Annotated in this window: 19 protein-coding genes and 1 pseudogene; 10 read left to right on the top strand and 10 right to left on the bottom strand. The window is 64.4% G+C overall.

Translation table 11 applies throughout. The features are described 5' to 3' along the window. Positions 1-67: 67 nt before the first annotated feature. Entirely contained in the window at positions 68-508 is a 441-nt protein-coding gene (locus tag IE158_RS04760) for a 23S rRNA (pseudouridine(1915)-N(3))-methyltransferase RlmH (protein ID WP_189642528.1), read from the bottom strand. A gap of 23 nt (positions 509-531) precedes the next feature. On the opposite strand from IE158_RS04760, the gene IE158_RS04755 reads away from it, so the two are divergent. Beyond that, positions 532-1188 (top strand): ComF family protein, encoded by a 657-nt coding sequence (locus IE158_RS04755; protein WP_189642527.1) that lies wholly within the window; start codon positions 532-534, stop codon positions 1186-1188. A gap of 13 nt (positions 1189-1201) precedes the next feature. Here IE158_RS04755 and IE158_RS04750 read toward each other — a convergent pair whose 3' ends face one another. Genes IE158_RS04750 through IE158_RS04740 form a run of 3 tightly spaced genes read right to left on the bottom strand, consistent with a single transcriptional unit; the run spans position 1202 to position 2438 of the window. Next, positions 1202-1762, bottom strand: a complete 561-nt coding sequence (locus IE158_RS04750; protein WP_189642526.1) for a DUF1684 domain-containing protein — start codon at positions 1760-1762, stop codon at positions 1202-1204. Next, positions 1759-1986 (bottom strand): RNA-binding S4 domain-containing protein, encoded by a 228-nt coding sequence (locus IE158_RS04745; RefSeq protein ID WP_189642525.1) that lies wholly within the window; start codon positions 1984-1986, stop codon positions 1759-1761. Before IE158_RS04745 ends, IE158_RS04750 begins: the two co-directional genes overlap by 4 nt. Beyond that, positions 1983-2438 (bottom strand): Hsp20/alpha crystallin family protein, encoded by a 456-nt coding sequence (locus IE158_RS04740; RefSeq protein WP_189642524.1) that lies wholly within the window; start codon positions 2436-2438, stop codon positions 1983-1985. The genes IE158_RS04745 and IE158_RS04740 overlap by 4 nt, the downstream gene beginning before the upstream one ends. A gap of 76 nt (positions 2439-2514) precedes the next feature. Between IE158_RS04740 and miaA the strand changes: the two genes are divergently transcribed. The 6 genes and pseudogenes from miaA (at position 2515) to IE158_RS04710 (ending at position 9200) form a co-directional block, all read left to right on the top strand. Further along, on the top strand, positions 2515-3432 hold the full coding sequence (gene miaA, locus IE158_RS04735) for a tRNA (adenosine(37)-N6)-dimethylallyltransferase MiaA (RefSeq protein ID WP_189642523.1): 918 nt from the start codon (positions 2515-2517) through the stop codon (positions 3430-3432). A 221-nt stretch (positions 3433-3653) separates the two neighbouring features. Further along, positions 3654-4913 (top strand): annotated as a pseudogene (gene glgC / locus IE158_RS04730) (glucose-1-phosphate adenylyltransferase); the annotation flags it as partial. A 39-nt stretch (positions 4914-4952) separates the two neighbouring features. Further along, the gene (locus tag IE158_RS04725; RefSeq protein WP_189642521.1) at positions 4953-5819 is read left to right on the top strand and encodes a DUF1028 domain-containing protein; all 867 of its coding nucleotides are present in this window, start codon (positions 4953-4955) and stop codon (positions 5817-5819) included. Positions 5820-6253: 434 nt separating this feature from the next. Further along, positions 6254-8035 carry a translational GTPase TypA gene (gene typA, locus IE158_RS04720; RefSeq protein ID WP_189642520.1) on the top strand — a complete coding sequence of 594 codons (1782 nt, stop codon included), beginning with the start codon at positions 6254-6256 and terminating at the stop codon, positions 8033-8035. A 320-nt stretch (positions 8036-8355) separates the two neighbouring features. After that, on the top strand, positions 8356-8667 hold the full coding sequence (locus tag IE158_RS04715) for a hypothetical protein (RefSeq protein ID WP_189642519.1): 312 nt from the start codon (positions 8356-8358) through the stop codon (positions 8665-8667). Next, positions 8664-9200 carry a GNAT family N-acetyltransferase gene (locus IE158_RS04710; protein WP_189642518.1) on the top strand — a complete coding sequence of 179 codons (537 nt, stop codon included), beginning with the start codon at positions 8664-8666 and terminating at the stop codon, positions 9198-9200. Before IE158_RS04715 ends, IE158_RS04710 begins: the two co-directional genes overlap by 4 nt. A 51-nt stretch (positions 9201-9251) precedes the next feature. Here IE158_RS04710 and IE158_RS04705 read toward each other — a convergent pair whose 3' ends face one another. Genes IE158_RS04705 through IE158_RS04685 form a run of 5 tightly spaced genes read right to left on the bottom strand, consistent with a single transcriptional unit; the run spans position 9252 to position 12623 of the window. Next, entirely contained in the window at positions 9252-10091 is an 840-nt protein-coding gene (locus tag IE158_RS04705) for a 3-hydroxyacyl-CoA dehydrogenase family protein (protein WP_189642517.1), read from the bottom strand. Positions 10092-10131: 40 nt separating this feature from the next. Beyond that, positions 10132-10695 carry a Type 1 glutamine amidotransferase-like domain-containing protein gene (locus IE158_RS04700; RefSeq protein ID WP_229838894.1) on the bottom strand — a complete coding sequence of 188 codons (564 nt, stop codon included), beginning with the start codon at positions 10693-10695 and terminating at the stop codon, positions 10132-10134. 38 nt (positions 10696-10733) lie between these two features. Continuing rightward, positions 10734-11051, bottom strand: coding sequence for a YciI family protein (locus IE158_RS04695; protein WP_189642515.1), 318 nt, complete (start codon positions 11049-11051; stop codon positions 10734-10736). Position 11052: 1 nt separating this feature from the next. Further along, on the bottom strand, positions 11053-11448 hold the full coding sequence (locus IE158_RS04690) for a hypothetical protein (protein WP_189642514.1): 396 nt from the start codon (positions 11446-11448) through the stop codon (positions 11053-11055). Continuing rightward, positions 11445-12623 (bottom strand): thiolase family protein, encoded by a 1179-nt coding sequence (locus IE158_RS04685; RefSeq protein WP_189642513.1) that lies wholly within the window; start codon positions 12621-12623, stop codon positions 11445-11447. Before IE158_RS04685 ends, IE158_RS04690 begins: the two co-directional genes overlap by 4 nt. Before the next feature lie 154 nt (positions 12624-12777). Here IE158_RS04685 and IE158_RS04680 point away from each other — a divergent pair, with 154 nt between their 5' ends. Continuing rightward, entirely contained in the window at positions 12778-13278 is a 501-nt protein-coding gene (locus IE158_RS04680) for a DUF456 domain-containing protein (RefSeq protein WP_189642512.1), read from the top strand. Between the two features lie 253 nt (positions 13279-13531). Here IE158_RS04680 and IE158_RS04675 read toward each other — a convergent pair whose 3' ends face one another. Next, positions 13532-14524, bottom strand: a complete 993-nt coding sequence (locus tag IE158_RS04675) for a CPBP family intramembrane glutamic endopeptidase (protein ID WP_189642511.1) — start codon at positions 14522-14524, stop codon at positions 13532-13534. Between the two features lie 159 nt (positions 14525-14683). On the opposite strand from IE158_RS04675, the gene IE158_RS04670 reads away from it, so the two are divergent. Beyond that, positions 14684-15184, top strand: a complete 501-nt coding sequence (locus IE158_RS04670; protein WP_189642510.1) for a hypothetical protein — start codon at positions 14684-14686, stop codon at positions 15182-15184. Between the two features lie 146 nt (positions 15185-15330). Next, positions 15331-16776, top strand: a complete 1446-nt coding sequence (gene gatB / locus IE158_RS04665; RefSeq protein WP_189642509.1) for an Asp-tRNA(Asn)/Glu-tRNA(Gln) amidotransferase subunit GatB — start codon at positions 15331-15333, stop codon at positions 16774-16776. Positions 16777-16778 lie beyond the last annotated feature (2 nt).

Here is a 16778-nt window from a genome sequence, read left to right as displayed (position 1 = left end):
TACTTCTTGAGGTTGGGAAAGGTAGATAGACTCCTTTCTCCTTGTCTCAACCATCTTCCAGCCGACCTCATCCCCGGTGATACGGCTCCCCTGCGCTGATGGTGCTGGCGCGGTAGAGTGCTTCGAGCAGCACCACCATTGCCAGGTCATGCGGCAGAGTCAGGCCGCCAAAGCTCCATAGCCGGGTGGCCTGGGCACGTAGAGCATCCGTGTGCCCCTCTGGCCCGCCGATGGCAAAAGCTAGTTCGCCAGTGCCACCTACCGCCTGGGCGTCCAGCCACGCACTGAGGCCCTCGGAAGTGAACTCGGTGCCGCGTGGGTCCAGCAGCACCAGCGGAGCCCGGCCCGCCGCCCTGAGCACTGCCTCGCTTTCAGCTTGCTGGGTCTTGCCGCTGACCCGCGTGACCTGCACCCGGTGATAGCGGCGCAGCCTCTTTTCGTACTCGTCCCAGCCCAGCTGAGCGTATTTCAGGCGGGGCTCTCCTACCGTAATCAGGTGCAGGCGCATGGGCTACAGGCTACGCTAGAGCCATGCGAAACGGTCCCGACTGGCAGCGAACTCTGACCGGGTGGCTGCGGCTGGCCCTGCCGCGTGCGTGCCCCGGCTGCGGCGGACAGCTGGGCACCGATCCGGGGCTATGTCGGCGCTGCCGCGCGTCGCTGCGGCCACAGCTGGAGAGGCATTCTCCCCTTTCGCCAGACGCGCAGCCGCATCTGGTCAGTCTGGGACGCTACCAGGGGCCGGTGCGTCGGGCCGTGCGTGCCCTGAAATACGCTCAGGCGCGGGAAGTGGCTGGGGTCCTGGGGCCAGCGCTGGCCTCGGCGGTGCCCGCAACCTGGCCGGTGGTGGGCGTGGTGCCGGTGCCGCTGCATCCCAGCCGGGAGCGCGAACGTGGGTTCAATCAGGCCGAGTTGTTGGCGGCGGCCCTGGCCGACGCGCTGGAAGTGCCTTATGCTCCAGCCGCCCTGCGCCGCGAACGCCGCACCCAGCAGCAGGCCAAGCTGCGCGGTGATGAACGCCGCCAGAATGTGGCCGGAGCCTTCGTCGCTGACGCTTCACAGCTGTCCGAAGGCGCGGTCCTCCTGGTTGACGATGTGCTCACCACCGGCCACACCCTGCTGGCCTGCCGCGAGGCGCTGCGGGCGCAGGGAGTCACGGAGTTTTATTACGCAGTGGCGGCACACTAGGGCCACCTCTGCCCTATTCAGGCAGCCGCTCACCGGCCCGCACCGGCATTGGTAGCCCATGCTCCAGCGGCGGCAGCGGGCAGCTGAAGCCCTCGCCGTAAGCGCAGCTGGGATGGTAAGCGCGGTTAAAGTCCAGCCGGGCCGATACGCTGTCACGGCCCCAAGTCAGCGGCACGTCCAAGTAGCGGCCCAGGCCGTACGTTTCCTGACCGCTGGTGGAATCACGAAAAGGCAAAAAGGCCTGGGATGGCTGCTCCTCGCCCAGCAGGGTGTAGAGGGTCAGCGTCACCGGCCCAGCTCCCGGCAGCTCAGGCGTGACCTGCCCAAATGCGCCCCACCACTTCACGCCGCCGTCCGTGGCCGGAAACTGCACCTCAGCTGGAAAGTCGCCCAGCCGCCCAACAGGTAGCTCCCAGACCCAGGCTGGGTCGGGCGCATAGTGGCTCAGGCCAGCAAAGCTTTCCAGCGCCGCACCCCGCAGAGGCCCACGCCCCTCACGGAAGGCCCGCTCCCGCGCTTCGCGCCAGGCCAGCAGTTCTGCCGCGTAGGCCTGAGCAGCCTGGGGGTCACTCACCAGTTCACCTCAACGCGCTCGCCGTAGATTTCCACCACGTCACCGCGCTTCACCTTGCGGCGGCGGCGGGTTTCCACCTCACCGTTCAGCCGCACCTCGCCGCCCTGAATTCGGAATTTGGCCTCTCCGCCCGTTTCGACCAGACCCTCTATCTTCAGAAAGTCCTGTAAGTCCATGCTGTCTTGGTCGCCGTATTCACGCGGCCCACGAATCTCTTCATTCATTGCTGCTCTCCTTGTTGCTGCCCGCCCGGTTCAGCCCCAGCAGTGTCCAGCTCGTGATACGCCGCGTCAATGGTGGGATGCACTTTGGCAAAGCGCACCCGCAGCACCCCTGCTTCCAGGCTGGCCTCGCCGCTGCCCGGCACCACGGACTCGGGAAATACCAGCGTACGCGAGAATGCGCCAGCCCGGCGCTCGGACAGCAGCAGGCGGCCCGCGCCCGGCGGCAAGCTGGCCCGCATCCCGGCCACCGTCAGGCGGTCACCGTCTTCTTCGAGCTCCAGGCTCCCGGCTTCTACGGCGGGCACGTCCAGCACCAGGGTCAGATACGAGCCACCGTCCAGCCAGTCGGCTGCCGGGACAAAACCACGGGTCTCGCCGTGTCCAAGCAGGCCTTCGGCTTCCTCGCGCACGGTCATCAGCTGCTGCAACCTTGCCAGGGTCGGTTCATTCATGCGGTCACGCTAGCGCATCCGCCGCGCTCAGCGGGCCAGCAGGGCAATCATGGCCCCGCCCGGTACACTGAGCGCGATGCCTGCCGCCCCGCCCCGCCCCGCCTTGCCCGTCCTGACCGCCCCCACCGCTGCGGGCAAATCGGCACTGGCGCTGCGGTTGGCGCAGGAGTACGGGCTAGAACTCATCAGCGCCGACGCCTTTACGGTGTACCGGGGGCTGGATATCGGCACCGCCAAGCCCAGCCGGGCGGAGCGGACCCAGGTGCCTCACCACCTGATGGACGTGGCAGACGTCACCGAGAGCTACGACGTGACCCGCTGGGTGGAGGGGGCCGAAGCTGCCGCCACAGAGATTCTGGCGCGGGGCCGCCGCCCGCTGGTGGTGGGGGGCACCGGCTTTTATCTCAGGGCACTGATCTCAGGACTGCCACTGGCCCCCGCCGCCGACCCCGCCGCACGCGCCGAGGTAGAAGCCGAGCTGGAGAGTCGCGGCCTGGACGCCCTGCTGAACGACATAGAGCGGGTGCGGCCCGACCAGATACCACGTATGGAGCGCAACCCGCGCCGGGTGGTGCGGGCGCTGGAGGTGTACCGCCGCACCGGGCAATTCCCGGCTGATTTCGGCTGGCGGACCCCAAACTTTGCCGCGCAGGTGGTGGCCTTCAGCCCGCCGCTGCCAGAGCTGGAGGAGCGCATTGCAGAGCGCACCCGGCAGCTGCTGGCCGGAGGCTGGCCGCAGGAAGCCCGGTGGCTGGCCGCGCAGGTGCCGCCGGACACGCAGCCGCTGCCCACCGCCTGGCAGGCCCTGGGCTACCGTGAAGCGCTGGCGCTGGCCCAGGGGGAGCTCAGTCTGGATGAAGCTGCGCAGCAGATCACACAGGCGACCCGGCGCTACGCCAAGCGGCAGCGCACTTTTATCCGCACGCAGCTGGGCGCAGAGCTGCTGGCCCTGCCAGACGCAGAGCTGGCCCTGCGCCGCTGGCTGGACGCCTGAGTCGGAAATGCGCCGGGCACTCACTTTGGGACCAAGCGCACTCTGAGATAGGTAAAGGCAGCTTCGCTTACGGCGCGGGGGACAAGGACAGCGCTAAACTGATTTCAGACAAAACACTTACAGAAGTGGCCCAGAGCCTGCTCCCTCCGTCACGCCCCACCTGAGCGGCCAGCGGCGGTGCCAGCAGACGGCTTGACCCAACGACTGACCAGCGAAAGGAAGTCCCTAACATGAAACCACGCGTACTCGGAATGATTCTGGCCGGCGGGCAGGGCTCGCGCCTGGCTCCCCTCACCTCACTGCGCTCCAAGCCCTCGGTGCCGTTTGCCAGCAAATACCGCATCATTGACTTTGCGATCAACAACCTGATCAACTCAGGCATCTTCTCGGTATACGTGCTCACGCAGTACAAAGCCCAGAGCCTGACCGAGCACATCTCGCGCGGCTGGCGTTTCGGCACCTTCTTGCCTGACTACTTCATCACGGTGGTCCCGGCGCAGATGACCCTGTACGAAGAGCTGGGAGCAGCCTGGTACCGGGGCACCGCCGACGCGGTATATCAGAACCTGAACTTGGTCCGCGACTACGACGCCGACTACGTGGCGATTCTGAGCGGCGACCACATCTACAAAATGAACCTGGAAGACATGCTGCAAAAGCACATTGATTCCAAAGCCGACATCTCGATTGCCGCCTACCCGATGCCGCGCAGCGAGGCGCACCGCTTCGGCGTGATGGGCGTAGACGGGGCCGGGCGCATTCAGGAGTTCATGGAAAAGCCTGCCGACCCTCCCGGTATGCCCGAAAACCCCGAGCTGTCGCTGACCAGCATGGGCAACTACATTTTCAGCCGCAAGGCCCTGATGGAACTGCTGGACACCTCAATCAACGACACCGACCAGGGCTTCGACTTCGGGCAGGACGTGATTCCGCACGCGCTACGCAGCGACTACCATGTGCAGGCCTACGACTTTCACCAGAACCCCATTCCGGGCCAGGAGCTGCCCAATACCTACTGGCGTGACGTGGGCACCATTGATGCCTACTTTGAGGCCAGTATGGACCTGGTGTCAGTCAAGCCGGATTTTGGGCTGTACAACCCCAAATGGCCGCTGCGGACCAGCAGCGAATTCAGCCCGCCTGCCAAGTTCGTTCATGAATCGGAAGGCCGCAAAGGGCAGGCATTCAACTCCATCCTGGCCGGAGGGGTCATCATCTCAGGCGGCACGGTGCGCGACTCGGTGCTCAGCCGCGACGTGCGCGTCAACTCCTACTCGCTGGTCGAGCAGTGCGTGCTGTTCGATGGAGTTGAGGTAGGCCGGGGTGCTCAGCTCAGGCGCGTGATTGTGGACAAGGACGTGTGTATTCCCGCGAACATGCGGATCGGCTACGACCACACCGAGGACCTGGCCCGTGGGTTTACGGTCAGCGAAGGCGGCGTGGTGGTGGTACCCAAGGGCTACCAGTTCAGCCGTACCTGAAGCCCACGGCGTTGGTCAAGCGACACAGGAGACGAGACTATGACTTTTTCTATCGTGGGCCGTGACCCACAGACCGGCGACCTGGGCGTGGCCGTCGCCAGCAAGTTTCTGGCAGTGGGCGCGGTGGTGCCCTATGTCCGCTTTGGGGTGGGGGCCGTCGCCACCCAGAGTTACGCCAATCCCACCTTTGGCCCCCGTGGACTGGAGCTGCTGGCAGCGGGCCTGAGCCCTGAAGGCGTGGCCGCGCAGTTTGAGGAAGGCGACCCCGACTATGCCCAGCGGCAATTCGGGCTGGTCAGCGCCAGCGGCCAGAGCCTGAGCTTTACCGGCAGCGGCTGCCACGCCTGGGCAGGGGGCCTCACGGGCCCTGATTACGCCATTCAGGGCAACATCCTGACCGGACCTGATGTGGTGCAGGCCATGCTGACCAGCTGGCAAGACGCCGAAGGTCAGCCCCTGCCCCGGCGACTGCTGGCCGCCCTGCAAGCGGGTGACCGGGCGGGCGGAGACCGGCGGGGGCGGCAATCGGCGGCGCTGCTGTGTGCGGGCCAGGGCCGGGGCTACGGTGGCCTGAGCGACGACTGGATCAACCTGCGCGCCGACGACCATCTGGACCCCTGCACCGAGCTGGAACGGCTGCTGGATATCCACGACCTGCTGTTTGGGCGGCCTGAGGACACCCGGTCCCTTAGCGCCGAGGAGCTGACCTGGCTGCGCGGTGTGCTGGAGCGTGAAGGCTACGCCCAGAGTCCGCCTACTGGAGACTGGGACGCGGCCACCGAGCAGGCCACCTGGGAGCTGTACGGCACCGAGAACCTGGAAGAGCGCTGGGCGGATGGCGGGCAGTTCGACCCGCAGGCCCTGAAGTATTTGCAGGGCAAGTTTGGGGCGAGCCGGGGAGACTAAGCCCTGCCGCGCCAGCTCAGGCTGTATCCATTTCAAGCTGAGCGGCGCTCCTCACCGGGTTCCCCCCCGAACTTTCCCAGGCCCGAATTTTCCCAGACCCGAACCTCCCCAGGTTTGACCTCTACTCCCTCGTAGGACTCCGTGCTCACCCTTGACCTCGCAATGACGCGGCAGGCGTGAGCTTTTGCTACACTGTGAGGCTGTGTGGCCCGCCTTGCTGACTTTGAGTGCCGACCATCTACCGGCTACCCCAGCGCAGGCGGGTCTTTTTGGTGCCTCTTTGGTGCCTCCGCCACGCTGACTGGGCCTGCGCGGCTCCGCTTAGAGACCTGATCCCTATTCAAGAAGCAGCCCTTTTAAGAAGCAGCGCTGTCAAGAAAAAACAGCACCGTACAAAAGCACTAACGGCAAGAAGCATCACCGAGGAGAAATTTATGGAATACCGCAACATCGCCATTATCGCCCACGTGGACCACGGCAAAACGACCCTGGTCGACGGGCTACTCAAGCAAACCCTGGAACTCAAGCACGGTGAAGAAATCGCCGAACGCGCCATGGACTCCAACGACATCGAGCGCGAGCGTGGCATCACCATCCTGGCGAAAAACACCGCTGTGGAGTACAAAGGCATCAAGATCAATATCGTGGACACGCCCGGCCACGCTGACTTCGGCGGCGAAGTGGAGCGCGTGCTGGGCATGGTGGACGGCTGCTTGGTGCTGGTGGACGCTGCCGAAGGCCCCATGCCTCAGACCCGTTTCGTGCTGCGTAAAGCCCTGGAACTGGGCCTCAAGCCCATCGTCGTGGTCAACAAGATTGACCGTGGCGACGCCCGCCCCACCGACGTGGTGGACATGACCTTCGACCTGATGGCCGAACTCGGAGCCAACGAAGACCAGCTGGACTTCCCGGTGCTGTACGCCATTGCCCGCGAAGGCAAGGCGTTCAAGGACCTGGACAAGCCCCAGGAAGACTTCCACGAGCTGTTCGAGATGGTGCTGGAGCACATTCCCGCCCCGCAGGTGGACCTGGACGCCCCCTTCCAGATGGTCGTGACCAACCTGGACTACTCCGAGTACCTGGGCCGCATCGTGCTGGGCCGGGTGCAGCGCGGCACCGTGAAAAAGGGTGAATTCGTGCAGCTGATCCACAAAGACGGCTCCATGACCAAGACCCGCGTGGTGCAGCCGTTTACCCACATGGGCCTCAAGCGCATTGAGGTGGACGAAGTGGGCGCGGGCGACATCGTGGCCCTGGCCGGCATTGAAGACGCCCAGATCGGTGAAACCGTGGCGGACGTGAACAACCCCGAAGCGCTGCCCATCATCACCGTGGACGAGCCTACCGTGAGCATGATCTTCCAGCCCAATACCAGCCCCTTTGCAGGCAAAGAAGGCAAGTTCGTGACCAGCCGCCAGATCAGCGAGCGCCTGGCCCGCGAGATCATGACCAACGTGTCGCTGAAGGTGGAAGAAATCCGCCCCGACGAATTCAAGGTGTCGGGACGCGGCGAGCTGCACATTTCCATCCTGCTGGAAAACATGCGCCGCGAAGGCTTTGAGCTTCAGGTGGGTGCGCCCCAGGTGATTTACCGTGAGATTGACGGCGTGCGCCATGAACCCGTTGAGCACGTGGTAATTGACGTGCCCGAGCAGTTCTCCAGCACCGTCATCGGCGTACTGGGCAGCCGCAAGGGGCAAATGGTCCACATGGAGCCGCAGGGCAGCCGCACCCGCGTGGAATTCAAGATTCCCTCGCGTGCGCTGTTCGGCTTCCGCACCCAGTTCCTGAGCATGACCCAGGGCGAAGGCATCCTGAGCCACGTGTACGACAGCTACCAGCCCTACGCCGGTGACCTGAAGACCCGTCAGAACGGTTCGCTGGTCAGCATGGAAGACGGCGTGGCCTTTGCGTACTCCATCTGGAAATTGCAGGACCGTGGCAACTTCTTCATTGACGCCGGTCAGGACGTGTACGTGGGCATGATTGTGGGCGAAAACGCCCGCGAACAGGACATGAACGTGAACGTCTGCAAGAACAAGAAGCTGACCAACGTGCGCTCCAGCGGCGCGGACGACGCCCTGACCCTGATTCCGCCCAAGCGCCTGAGCCTGGAAGACGCCCTGGAATACATCGCTGACGATGAACTGGTGGAACTGACGCCCCAGAGCATCCGTCTGCGCAAGAAGGTGCTGAACCCCAGCATGCGCAAATAATCTGGCCCGCTTGCCAAGCAGAAGAAAGCCTCAGCCTCCGCGCTGGGGCTTTTTTTAGTGGGTACATGGGCTGAGTGGGTAGCTGGGCAAGGTGCCTGCGGACTGCAAATCTGTTTGACAGTTCAGTGTGCCCCCTCCATCATGCGGTGATGCCGCGCTTACGAACGACTCTTCCCAGAATCTGGGCCGCTGCTCTGGTGATGATTGGTGCCCCTTTACTCGCGCCTCCCGCTTCTGCCCAGGCTCAGCCGACCTTTGCTGCCTTGATGGCCCAACACTATGGTCCTGTTGCTCAGCACATTGCTCACTCCAATGAGCTGGTGAATTTTGTCAACCGCTATGCCAAGGCCCTGACAGGCCGCACCTGTACCAACTTCGGTGCGCCCGAGATGCCGTTAGGCGGCTTGGTCCTGCCCAAAACAGAGTTCACCACTGGAACAGCGGAGGACTTTGCAAAGTTGCTGACCAAAAACGTGGCCGAATCAGACAAGCGACTGGGCAATACCAGCAAAGTGATGCTGGACGCCCCTCAGCAAGTGGTGGCCGTGTGGGTCAAGGCCAAAGAAGGCAGTGCCGTCACAGTCGTCCAGTTCCGTGGTGAACGCGCCATGCTGACAGGCTGCGGCTTGTGAGCCTCCCCGCAAGCATTCGCCCCGCTGTCCCGGCCGACCTCCCCACCATTCTGGACATCTACAACCACGCCGTGACCCATACGACGGCCACCTATGACCACGCCCCGGTCAGCCTGCAAAGCCGCGAGGAATGGTTCGCTGAGCGTCAGCGCGGAGGCTTCCCTGTACTGGTGGCCGAGGACGCGGACGGCGCCGTGGTCGGCTGGGCCAGCTACGGTCCCTTTCGGCCCAAGCTGGGCTACAGCCGCACAGTAGAGCACTCGGTGTATCTGTCCCCCGCAGCGCAGGGCCAGGGCTTGGGCGGTGGGCTGCTTGAAGCCCTGATTGCACAGGCCACTGCCGAGGGCTACCACCTGATGATTGGCGTGGTGGACGCCGAGAACGACGGCAGCCTGCGCTTTCACGGGCGGCACGGCTTCAGCGAAGCGGGGCGGCTGCCGCAGGCCGGGCACAAGTTCGGGCGCTGGCTAGACGCCGCTTTCGTGGTGCGGCGCTTGCAGGAGATGGACGCGCCTGGGCACGGAGAGAAGTAAGGAATCAGGGCGCGGCAGCCTTTGCTTGCCGCGCCCTGATTTGCCTGCCGCTCAGCTGTAGCGGTAAAAGCCTTCGCCACTCTTGCGGCCCAGCAGCCCCGCCTGCACCATCTTGCGCAGCAGCGGGCTGGGGCGGTACTTGTCGTCGCCCAGGCCCTGGTGCAGCACTTCCATGATGGCGAGGCAGGTGTCCAGGCCGATAAAATCCGCCAGCGTGAGCGGCCCCATCGGGTGATTCATGCCCAGTTTCATGATGCCGTCAATCGCTTCTTTGTCGGCCACGCCTTCCATGACGCACTGGATGGCTTCATTGATCATGGGCATCAGGATGCGATTGGACACGAAACCGGGAAAATCATTACAGCTCAGCGGTGTCTTGCCCATCTTCTCGGCGGTCTTGGTGACGAGCTCGGCGGTGGCGTCGCTTGTCTGGTAGCCGCGAATCACTTCCACCAGTGTCATCAGCGGGACCGGATTCATGAAGTGCATCCCGATGAACCGCTCCGGGCGGCCCGAAGCCGTCGCCAGCGCGGTGATGGGAATGCTGCTGGTATTGCTGGCCAGGATGCCCTCCAGCTTGACGATTTCGCCCAACTGCTTGAAAAGTTCCTTCTTGACCGCTTCGTTCTCAACGATGGCTTCCACCACCAGGTCACAGTCGGCAAAGTCTTGCAGGGACGTGGTAAAAGTCATGCGCCCCAGCACCTGCTCAGGCGTGTCAGCCAGCTTGCCTTTTTCGTGCAGCTTACCGAGGCTCTTTTCAATCACGCCCCGGCCCCGGTCCAGAAACTCCTGCTTCTGGTCGTGGACGACCACATCAAACCCACTTTGCGCGGCCACCTGCGCGATACCGCCGCCCATCTGCCCTGCTCCGATGACTCCAAATTTCATGTTTGTCGCTCCATTTAGAACAATTTCCTGTGCCTTCTTATCAGCTCAGCAACTTGGTTTGCCCATCTTCTATGTACAGCGCCTGCCCATCACGCAACAGACACAGAGGCCAGCGCTCGCCATACCTGCTGACTGTGTCAGCAATCACGGCAATTGGAAATTGAGGAATACTCCCAGACGCATGTGGCACAACAGCCAATTCCGTCAGGCATAGACCGGTGTAGTCCTTTAATTCCGGCGCAATCTCTGGAGAATCCATCAGGCTGGCGATCTCAGCAGTGGGGCCAGCAACGATGGAACCAGCGCTGCACCCTATATAGGGAAGCCCTTGCTGCACCAACCGGGTGATGACTCTATCTGCCCCTGTTGCCTTGAGGACATGCAGGAGGTCGAAGGTCTCTCCCCCAGCGATATAGACCGCATCTACAGCTTCCAGGGTGGTTTCCACTGTTGTCAGATCAGTCTGTTCCAATGGAAGGTTGACCAGTCTTAGGCCTTGCTTCTCCAGTCCTTCGCGCTCTGTCTGCACAAAAGGCGCGTCTCCATAAGAACGGGCCGCGTCCGGGATATACGCCACACGCTTACCTCCGATGAATTGCGCCATGTACGGATGCTGAAAAGAAGTCAGAAGTAGTCGCATACTCACTCCACCAACGGCACACCACTCAGCTCAATCGTCTTGCCGCGCTTGACGGGCGTAAAAGGCACGTAGCGGTACTCCGAGCAGCCCTGCTTCACAAACGGATCGGTGGCGAAGATCTCGCGTAGTTGCGCCTCGCTCTCGGCCTGGGCAAAAATCACGCCGCCGGTTTCGTCCTGCTTGCGGCCAGAAGTGATGAAGACACCGCTCCGGTAGTGAATATCCAGCCACTCGCGGTGCAGCGGGGTGACAGCGGCCAGCTCCTCAGCGGGCTTGAGATAAGTGCTTTCGATAAACCAAAGGGTGGGGGACTGGGTCATTTCAGTTCCTTTCCTGCTGCCACTGGCCAACTTCCGACCAGATGAGGGTGTGGCCGCGCCAGATATTCAGGGTGCTCTGATCTTCATTAATGGCGTACCGGTAGCTACCGTTTTGGAAGACATAGCCCACGAAGCGGCAGGGAGTCACACCATCGGCGCACAGGACATGCTCTGTGCGGCCACGCAGTCTCAGGCTTTGCCCCGTCCTGCGGTTCTGGCCCAGGTAAGACACGTCGTTACACGTGACACTGCCCTCGGCACACTGCGGAGTGACGGTCACGCGGTAGGTTGGGGTGATGAACGTAAAAGCTGCGGCCTGCGCCTGCGCCGCTATCAGGCACAGGACCAGCGGTACGCCAAGCTTCAGGAGTCGGTCGCACAGAAGCTGCTGCCTCATAGCCGCTTGACCGCGAGCGCCAAGCCGTTGCCGCCGCCCATGCACAGGGTCGCCACGCCGAATTCCTTGTCCTGCTGCCCCAGAGCGTGCAGCAGCGTAACCAGGATGCGGGCCCCGCTCGCGCCGATGGGGTGCCCCAGCGCCACCGCGCCGCCGTTCACATTCACGCGGTCCAGGTCCAAACCCAGCTCACGGGCCACAGCCAAGCTCTGCACGCTAAAGGCTTCGTTCAGCTCCCACAGGTCCACGTCGGCCACGTCCATGCCCAGCTTCTCCATCAGCCGCTGGGTGGCGGGCACCGGGGTCATCATGATCCACTTGGGGTCCAGTCCAGCGGTGGCATAGTCCACGATTTCGGCCAGGGGCTTCAGCCCGTGAGCCTGGGCAAATTCCTCACTGACCACCATCAGGCTGGCTGCACCGTCGTTCAGGCCGGGCGCGTTGCCCGCAGTCACCGTGCCGCCCTGCTTGAAGGCAGGCTTGAGCTTCGCCAGGGTTTCCTCGGAAGTGTCACTGCGCGGGCTTTCGTCGGTGTCCACCACGGTGTCACCCTTGCGGCCCTTCACCGTCACCGGCACGATTTCATCCCGGAAGCGGCCCTCTTCGGTGGCGGCCACGGCTTTTTGGTGGCTGGCGGTAGCAAACGCGTCTTGCTCCTCACGGGCGACGCCATACTTCTCGGCCACGCGCTCGGCGGTGGTGCCCATGCCTTCGTCGTTGATGGAGCACCACAGACCGTCGAACATGTTGGCGTCAATCACTTCGCTGTGGCCCAGGCGGTAGCCTTTGCGGGCACCGGGCAGCAGGAAGGGCGCGTTGCTCATGGACTCCATTCCGCCGGCCAGCACCGCCTGCTGGTCGCCGGCGCGGATGCTCTGGGCGGCCAGAATCACCGACTTGAGGCCGGAGCCGCAGACCTTGTTGATGGTGAGCGCCCCAGCCGTATCGGGCACACCGGCCATGATGGCGGCCTGGCGGGCGGGGGCCTGACCACTGCCCGCCTGCACAACCTGACCCATGATGACCTCTTCCACCAGCTGAGGGTCAATGCCCGAGCGCTTCAGGGTTTCGGCCAGGGTGATGCTGCCAAGCTCCACAGCCTTCACGTCGCTAAGCGCACCCAGAAACTTGCCAGTCGGCGTACGCGACGCCGCTACAATCACAGATTTTGCCATGCCTTCAGCATAGCTCAGGCCCAGCGTTACCTTTTGTGGCACAACCTGGAACCCGGCACCGGGCCAACTCTGGCACCTACACAAGATCTGGAAGCTATGTCGGCGGCCAGACCCTATGACCAGCCAGGGCGTGACCCGCTAAGCTGCTCAGCATATGACTCTCGCTTTTATCGTTTTTCTGGTGCTGTGGTTGCTGGCCCTGGTCGGCACCTTTATTCCAGTCATTCCAGCCACGGCGCTGCTGCTGGTGGGCGGCGCAGCTGGCGTATTCATCAAGGGGTACAGCGGTACGGGCGACGCCATCTTCCTGGCCGTGCTGGTCGTCCTGACGCTGGTGTCCAGCTTTGCCGACAACATCGCCACGGCCTGGGGCGCAGGCCGCTATGGGGGCAGCAAACAGGCCATGTGGGGAGCCATCGCCGGGAGCCTGATCGGGCTGCTGCTGCCACCGCTGGGCATCCTGATCGGGCCGCTGCTGGGGGCCTTTGCCGCCGAGCTGCTGCTGGTCCGTAAGCCGGTAGACGAAGCCGCCCGCAGCGCTTTCGGCACGCTGGTGGGTCTGCTGACCGGCATGGCAGCCAAGTTTGTGCTGAATCTGCTCATCGGCCTCTGGGCGCTGTGGCGGTTCTGGGGCCAGGGTCCGGCCCTGTTCTGAAGGGGGCTAGAGATGAGTGACCTGGAGCAGTTCTGGGGGCTGGCGCTTGTCCTGGCCGCCGTGTACCTGGGGCTGGCGCTCTTTCTGCGCGGCAAAGCGCCGGTGCCAAGCGACCCGCCCAGGCCGATTGCGCCGCAGCAGCGGGCCGAACTGCTGGAATTGCTGCGCCAGGGTCAGGAAGTGGCAGCTGTCCAGCGCTACCGCGACTACTCTGGGGCCTCACTCACAGCGGCCCACGCCTACATCCAGGCGCTCAAGGGACCGGCAGGGCCTGACGGGCCGTCATCAGGTCGCGCACCCACTCTCCCACCACAGGAAAAGACAGGGCCGCGCCCAGCAGGCCAAACAGCACGATCAGGACATAAGCGCCGCTGAGCCACGGCCCCGGAGCCAAGCGCACCTGCGGGTCAGGCCGGGGCGTCAGCCACAGGTGCAGCACCCAGAGTAGCCCTGCACCCAGCAGGAAGGCACCTCCGGCCACCGCCGGTCCCAGGTCACTCAGGGCTGCCCCGCTGTTTCCGGCACCCAATTCGTCCAGCGGAAGCCGGTCGCCCAGCGCTGCCACCAGCCCCAGCACGAGGGCATTGTTTAGCACGTGGACAATCACGCTGTTCCAGAGGCTGCCGGTGTGCTGTGCCAGCCGCGCCAGGGCGTAAGCCAGCGGCAGGATACCCGCCACACTGAGCGGCACCCCGTGGGCCAGTGCAAAGGCAAAGGTGGTGGTCAGTGCGGCCACCCCGAAGCCAGCCGCCCGCTCGTGGCCGCGCAGCATCAGCCCCCGGAAAGCAATTTCTTCGATGACCGGCACCAGCACGCCGCCGGTCAGCACCATCAGCCACGCCCCCGATGAGGACGAGGCCAGCACGGGCACGGTGTCGGGCACCGGCAGGTCCGGGAACACGGCCAGCGCCGCAGCTGACCAGGCCCGCGAAGCGATAAAGGCCACGGCGAACACGGCCAGCGCCGTGCCCCAGCTGGGAGGAGTCCGCCAGCGCGAATCGGCCCGCAGCGCAGCGAACTCGCCCCGGAACAGCGTGAGCAGCAGCGTGAGGTTCACCCCGATGGTCACGATAAAAGCCAGCACCGTGTCCATGCCGAAGCGGGTCATCAGCAGCGGGCCACCCACGGCCTGAATCAGCAGAATGGTGAGCGCGGCGCGGTTGCCGCCAAGGGCCGTCACGCCCGGCCCGGTCGGAGAAGGAGCGAGCGGCGGAACCGGGTCGGAGGCGGGAGCAGGGTGGGTCATCGTGCCTCCAGGGTAGCGCCCCGGCCAGCCACCTCAGCCCGTCCGCCTGGGAAGCGCCTGACTTTGCCCATCTCCCTCTCACCCAACCTCAAAAAAGGGCCAAGCCTGCCTCAAGCTCAGCTTAGGCCGGTCCCAGCAGGCCAGCGCTAGCCTGAACGCATGACACAACTGCGCCCTTTGCCGACACTCCTGACCCTCAGCGCTGCCCTGGCGCTGCCGACAGCCCTGGCCGACAGCGTGAACTGCGCGGGTACGCTGAACAGCCGAACCGTGCGCGGCGACTTGCAGGTGCGCCCCGGAGCCAGCTGCACGGTGCTCAACAGCCGCATTGAGGGCGATGTCAAGCTGGGAAGCGGCGCGCGGCTGCTGCTGCGCAACTCCACCGTGACCGGCGATATAGAAGGCAAGGACTACGCCCAGGCCAATGTCAGCGGCACCTTGATTCAGGGTGATGTCAGCCTGGAAGGCGGGCAGGGCGGCCAGCTGCGCAACAACCGCGTGCGCGGCGACGTGGAATTTGAGGGCAACCGGGGCCGCCTGGCCTTTGCGGTGAACGCGGTGGGCGGCGACCTGGAATGCGACAACAACCGCTGGACCTATTCCTTTTACAACAACACGGTCAGTGGCCGTCAGCAGGGTCAGTGCGTGAACTGGAAATAAGCACTGGGCTGTCCTACCCCGTCTCGTCACACCCCCGATCCCGGCTGGGGGCCTGCTTTTTTGCGCCCGCGTCCAGGCATCCGCTCTGCCCTGGCTGCGGGGGCGCACCTTGGGCCCTTCTGGCCCCCTGCCGTACACTGCTGGACATGACCGGCACTCAAAGCTCCCTCTTTCAGCAGACCGGCTACCAGGCCGTGATTGGGCTGGAAGTCCACTTGCAACTGAGTACCCACTCCAAGCTGCTCAGCTCCTGCCCCGCCGACTACCACGGCAGTCAACCCAACAGCTTCACCGACCCGGTCAGCCTGGGCCTACCCGGTACGCTGCCGGTGCTGAATGCCGAGGCACTGGAGCTGGCGCTGCGCTTCGGCCTGGGCCTGAACTGCACCGTTGAGGGCACGACGCAGTTTCACCGCAAGCACTACTTTTATCCCGATTCGGCCAAGAACTTTCAGCTGTCGCAGTGGGACAAGCCTGTGGCGCACGGCGGGTACTTGGACGTGGAAGGCGGGCGAGTGGGCATCACCCGCGCCCACCTAGAAGAAGACGCGGGCAAGCTGCTGCACCCCGCTTACGCGCCCTACTCGGAGCTGGACCTGAACCGCGCCGGCACGCCCCTGATCGAGATGGTCACCGAGCCGGACATCCTCTCAGGCACACACGCCCGCACTTTTCTCGAAACGGTGCAGGCGATTGCCCGCGCCCTGGGCGTCAGCCAGGCCAGCCCTGAAGACGGACAGATGCGCTGTGATGTGAACATCAGCCTGCATAAGCCCGGTGAGCCGTGGGGCACCAAGGTCGAGGTGAAAAACCTCAACTCGTTCCGCAGCGTGGAGCGGGCCATCACGTACGAGTGGCAGCGCCAGGCCCGCAAGCTGGCTGCCGGTGAGCCGATTACCCAGGACACGCTGGGCTGGGACGAGGGGGGCGGCAAGACTTTCCTGATGCGGACCAAAGAGGGCGAGGCCGACTACCGCTATATGGCCGAGCCGGACCTGCCGGAGCTGCACATTACGCCTGAGTGGGCGGCTGAAGTGCGCTCGCGGATGCCGGAACTGCCCGCGCAGAAGCTGGAGCGCTACCTCGCGGCTGGCCTGCGCGAGTCCGACGCCCGCACGGTGAGCATGGACGTCCACCTCAGCCGCCTGCTGGACGCGGCGCTGGACGCAGGCAACGCGCCTATCCAGAAGCTGGCCAACTGGCTGCTGAGCGAAGTGCCCGGCGTACTGGATGAAGGCGTGGCCCTCAAGGACACTGCGCTCAGGCCTGAGCACCTGGCCGAGCTGGTGGCCCTGGTTGAAAGCGGCGACCTGACCGGGCGCAGCGCCAAGGACCTGCTGCCGGACGTGGTGCAGGGCCACGCGCCACGCGCTCTGGCCGGGAGCCGGGGCCTGCTGGGGCAGGCGAACGCAGGCGAACTGGAGGCCGCCGTAGACGCCGCGATTGCTGCCGACCCGGACACCGTGGCCCAGGTGCGTGGCGGCAACCAGAAAGCCGTCAACGCCCTGTTCGGCGCGGTGATGAAAGCCACTGGCGGCAAGGCCAACCCCGGCCAGGTGCGCGAACTGCTCCGCCAGCGGCTGGAGGGCTGAAG

This window comes from Deinococcus piscis, assembly GCF_014653275.1.
Taxonomy (GTDB): Bacteria; Deinococcota; Deinococci; order Deinococcales; family Deinococcaceae; genus Deinococcus; species Deinococcus piscis.
The sequence above is the reverse complement of the archived record's forward strand: the minus strand, read 5'-3'. Positions and strand labels throughout refer to the sequence as shown.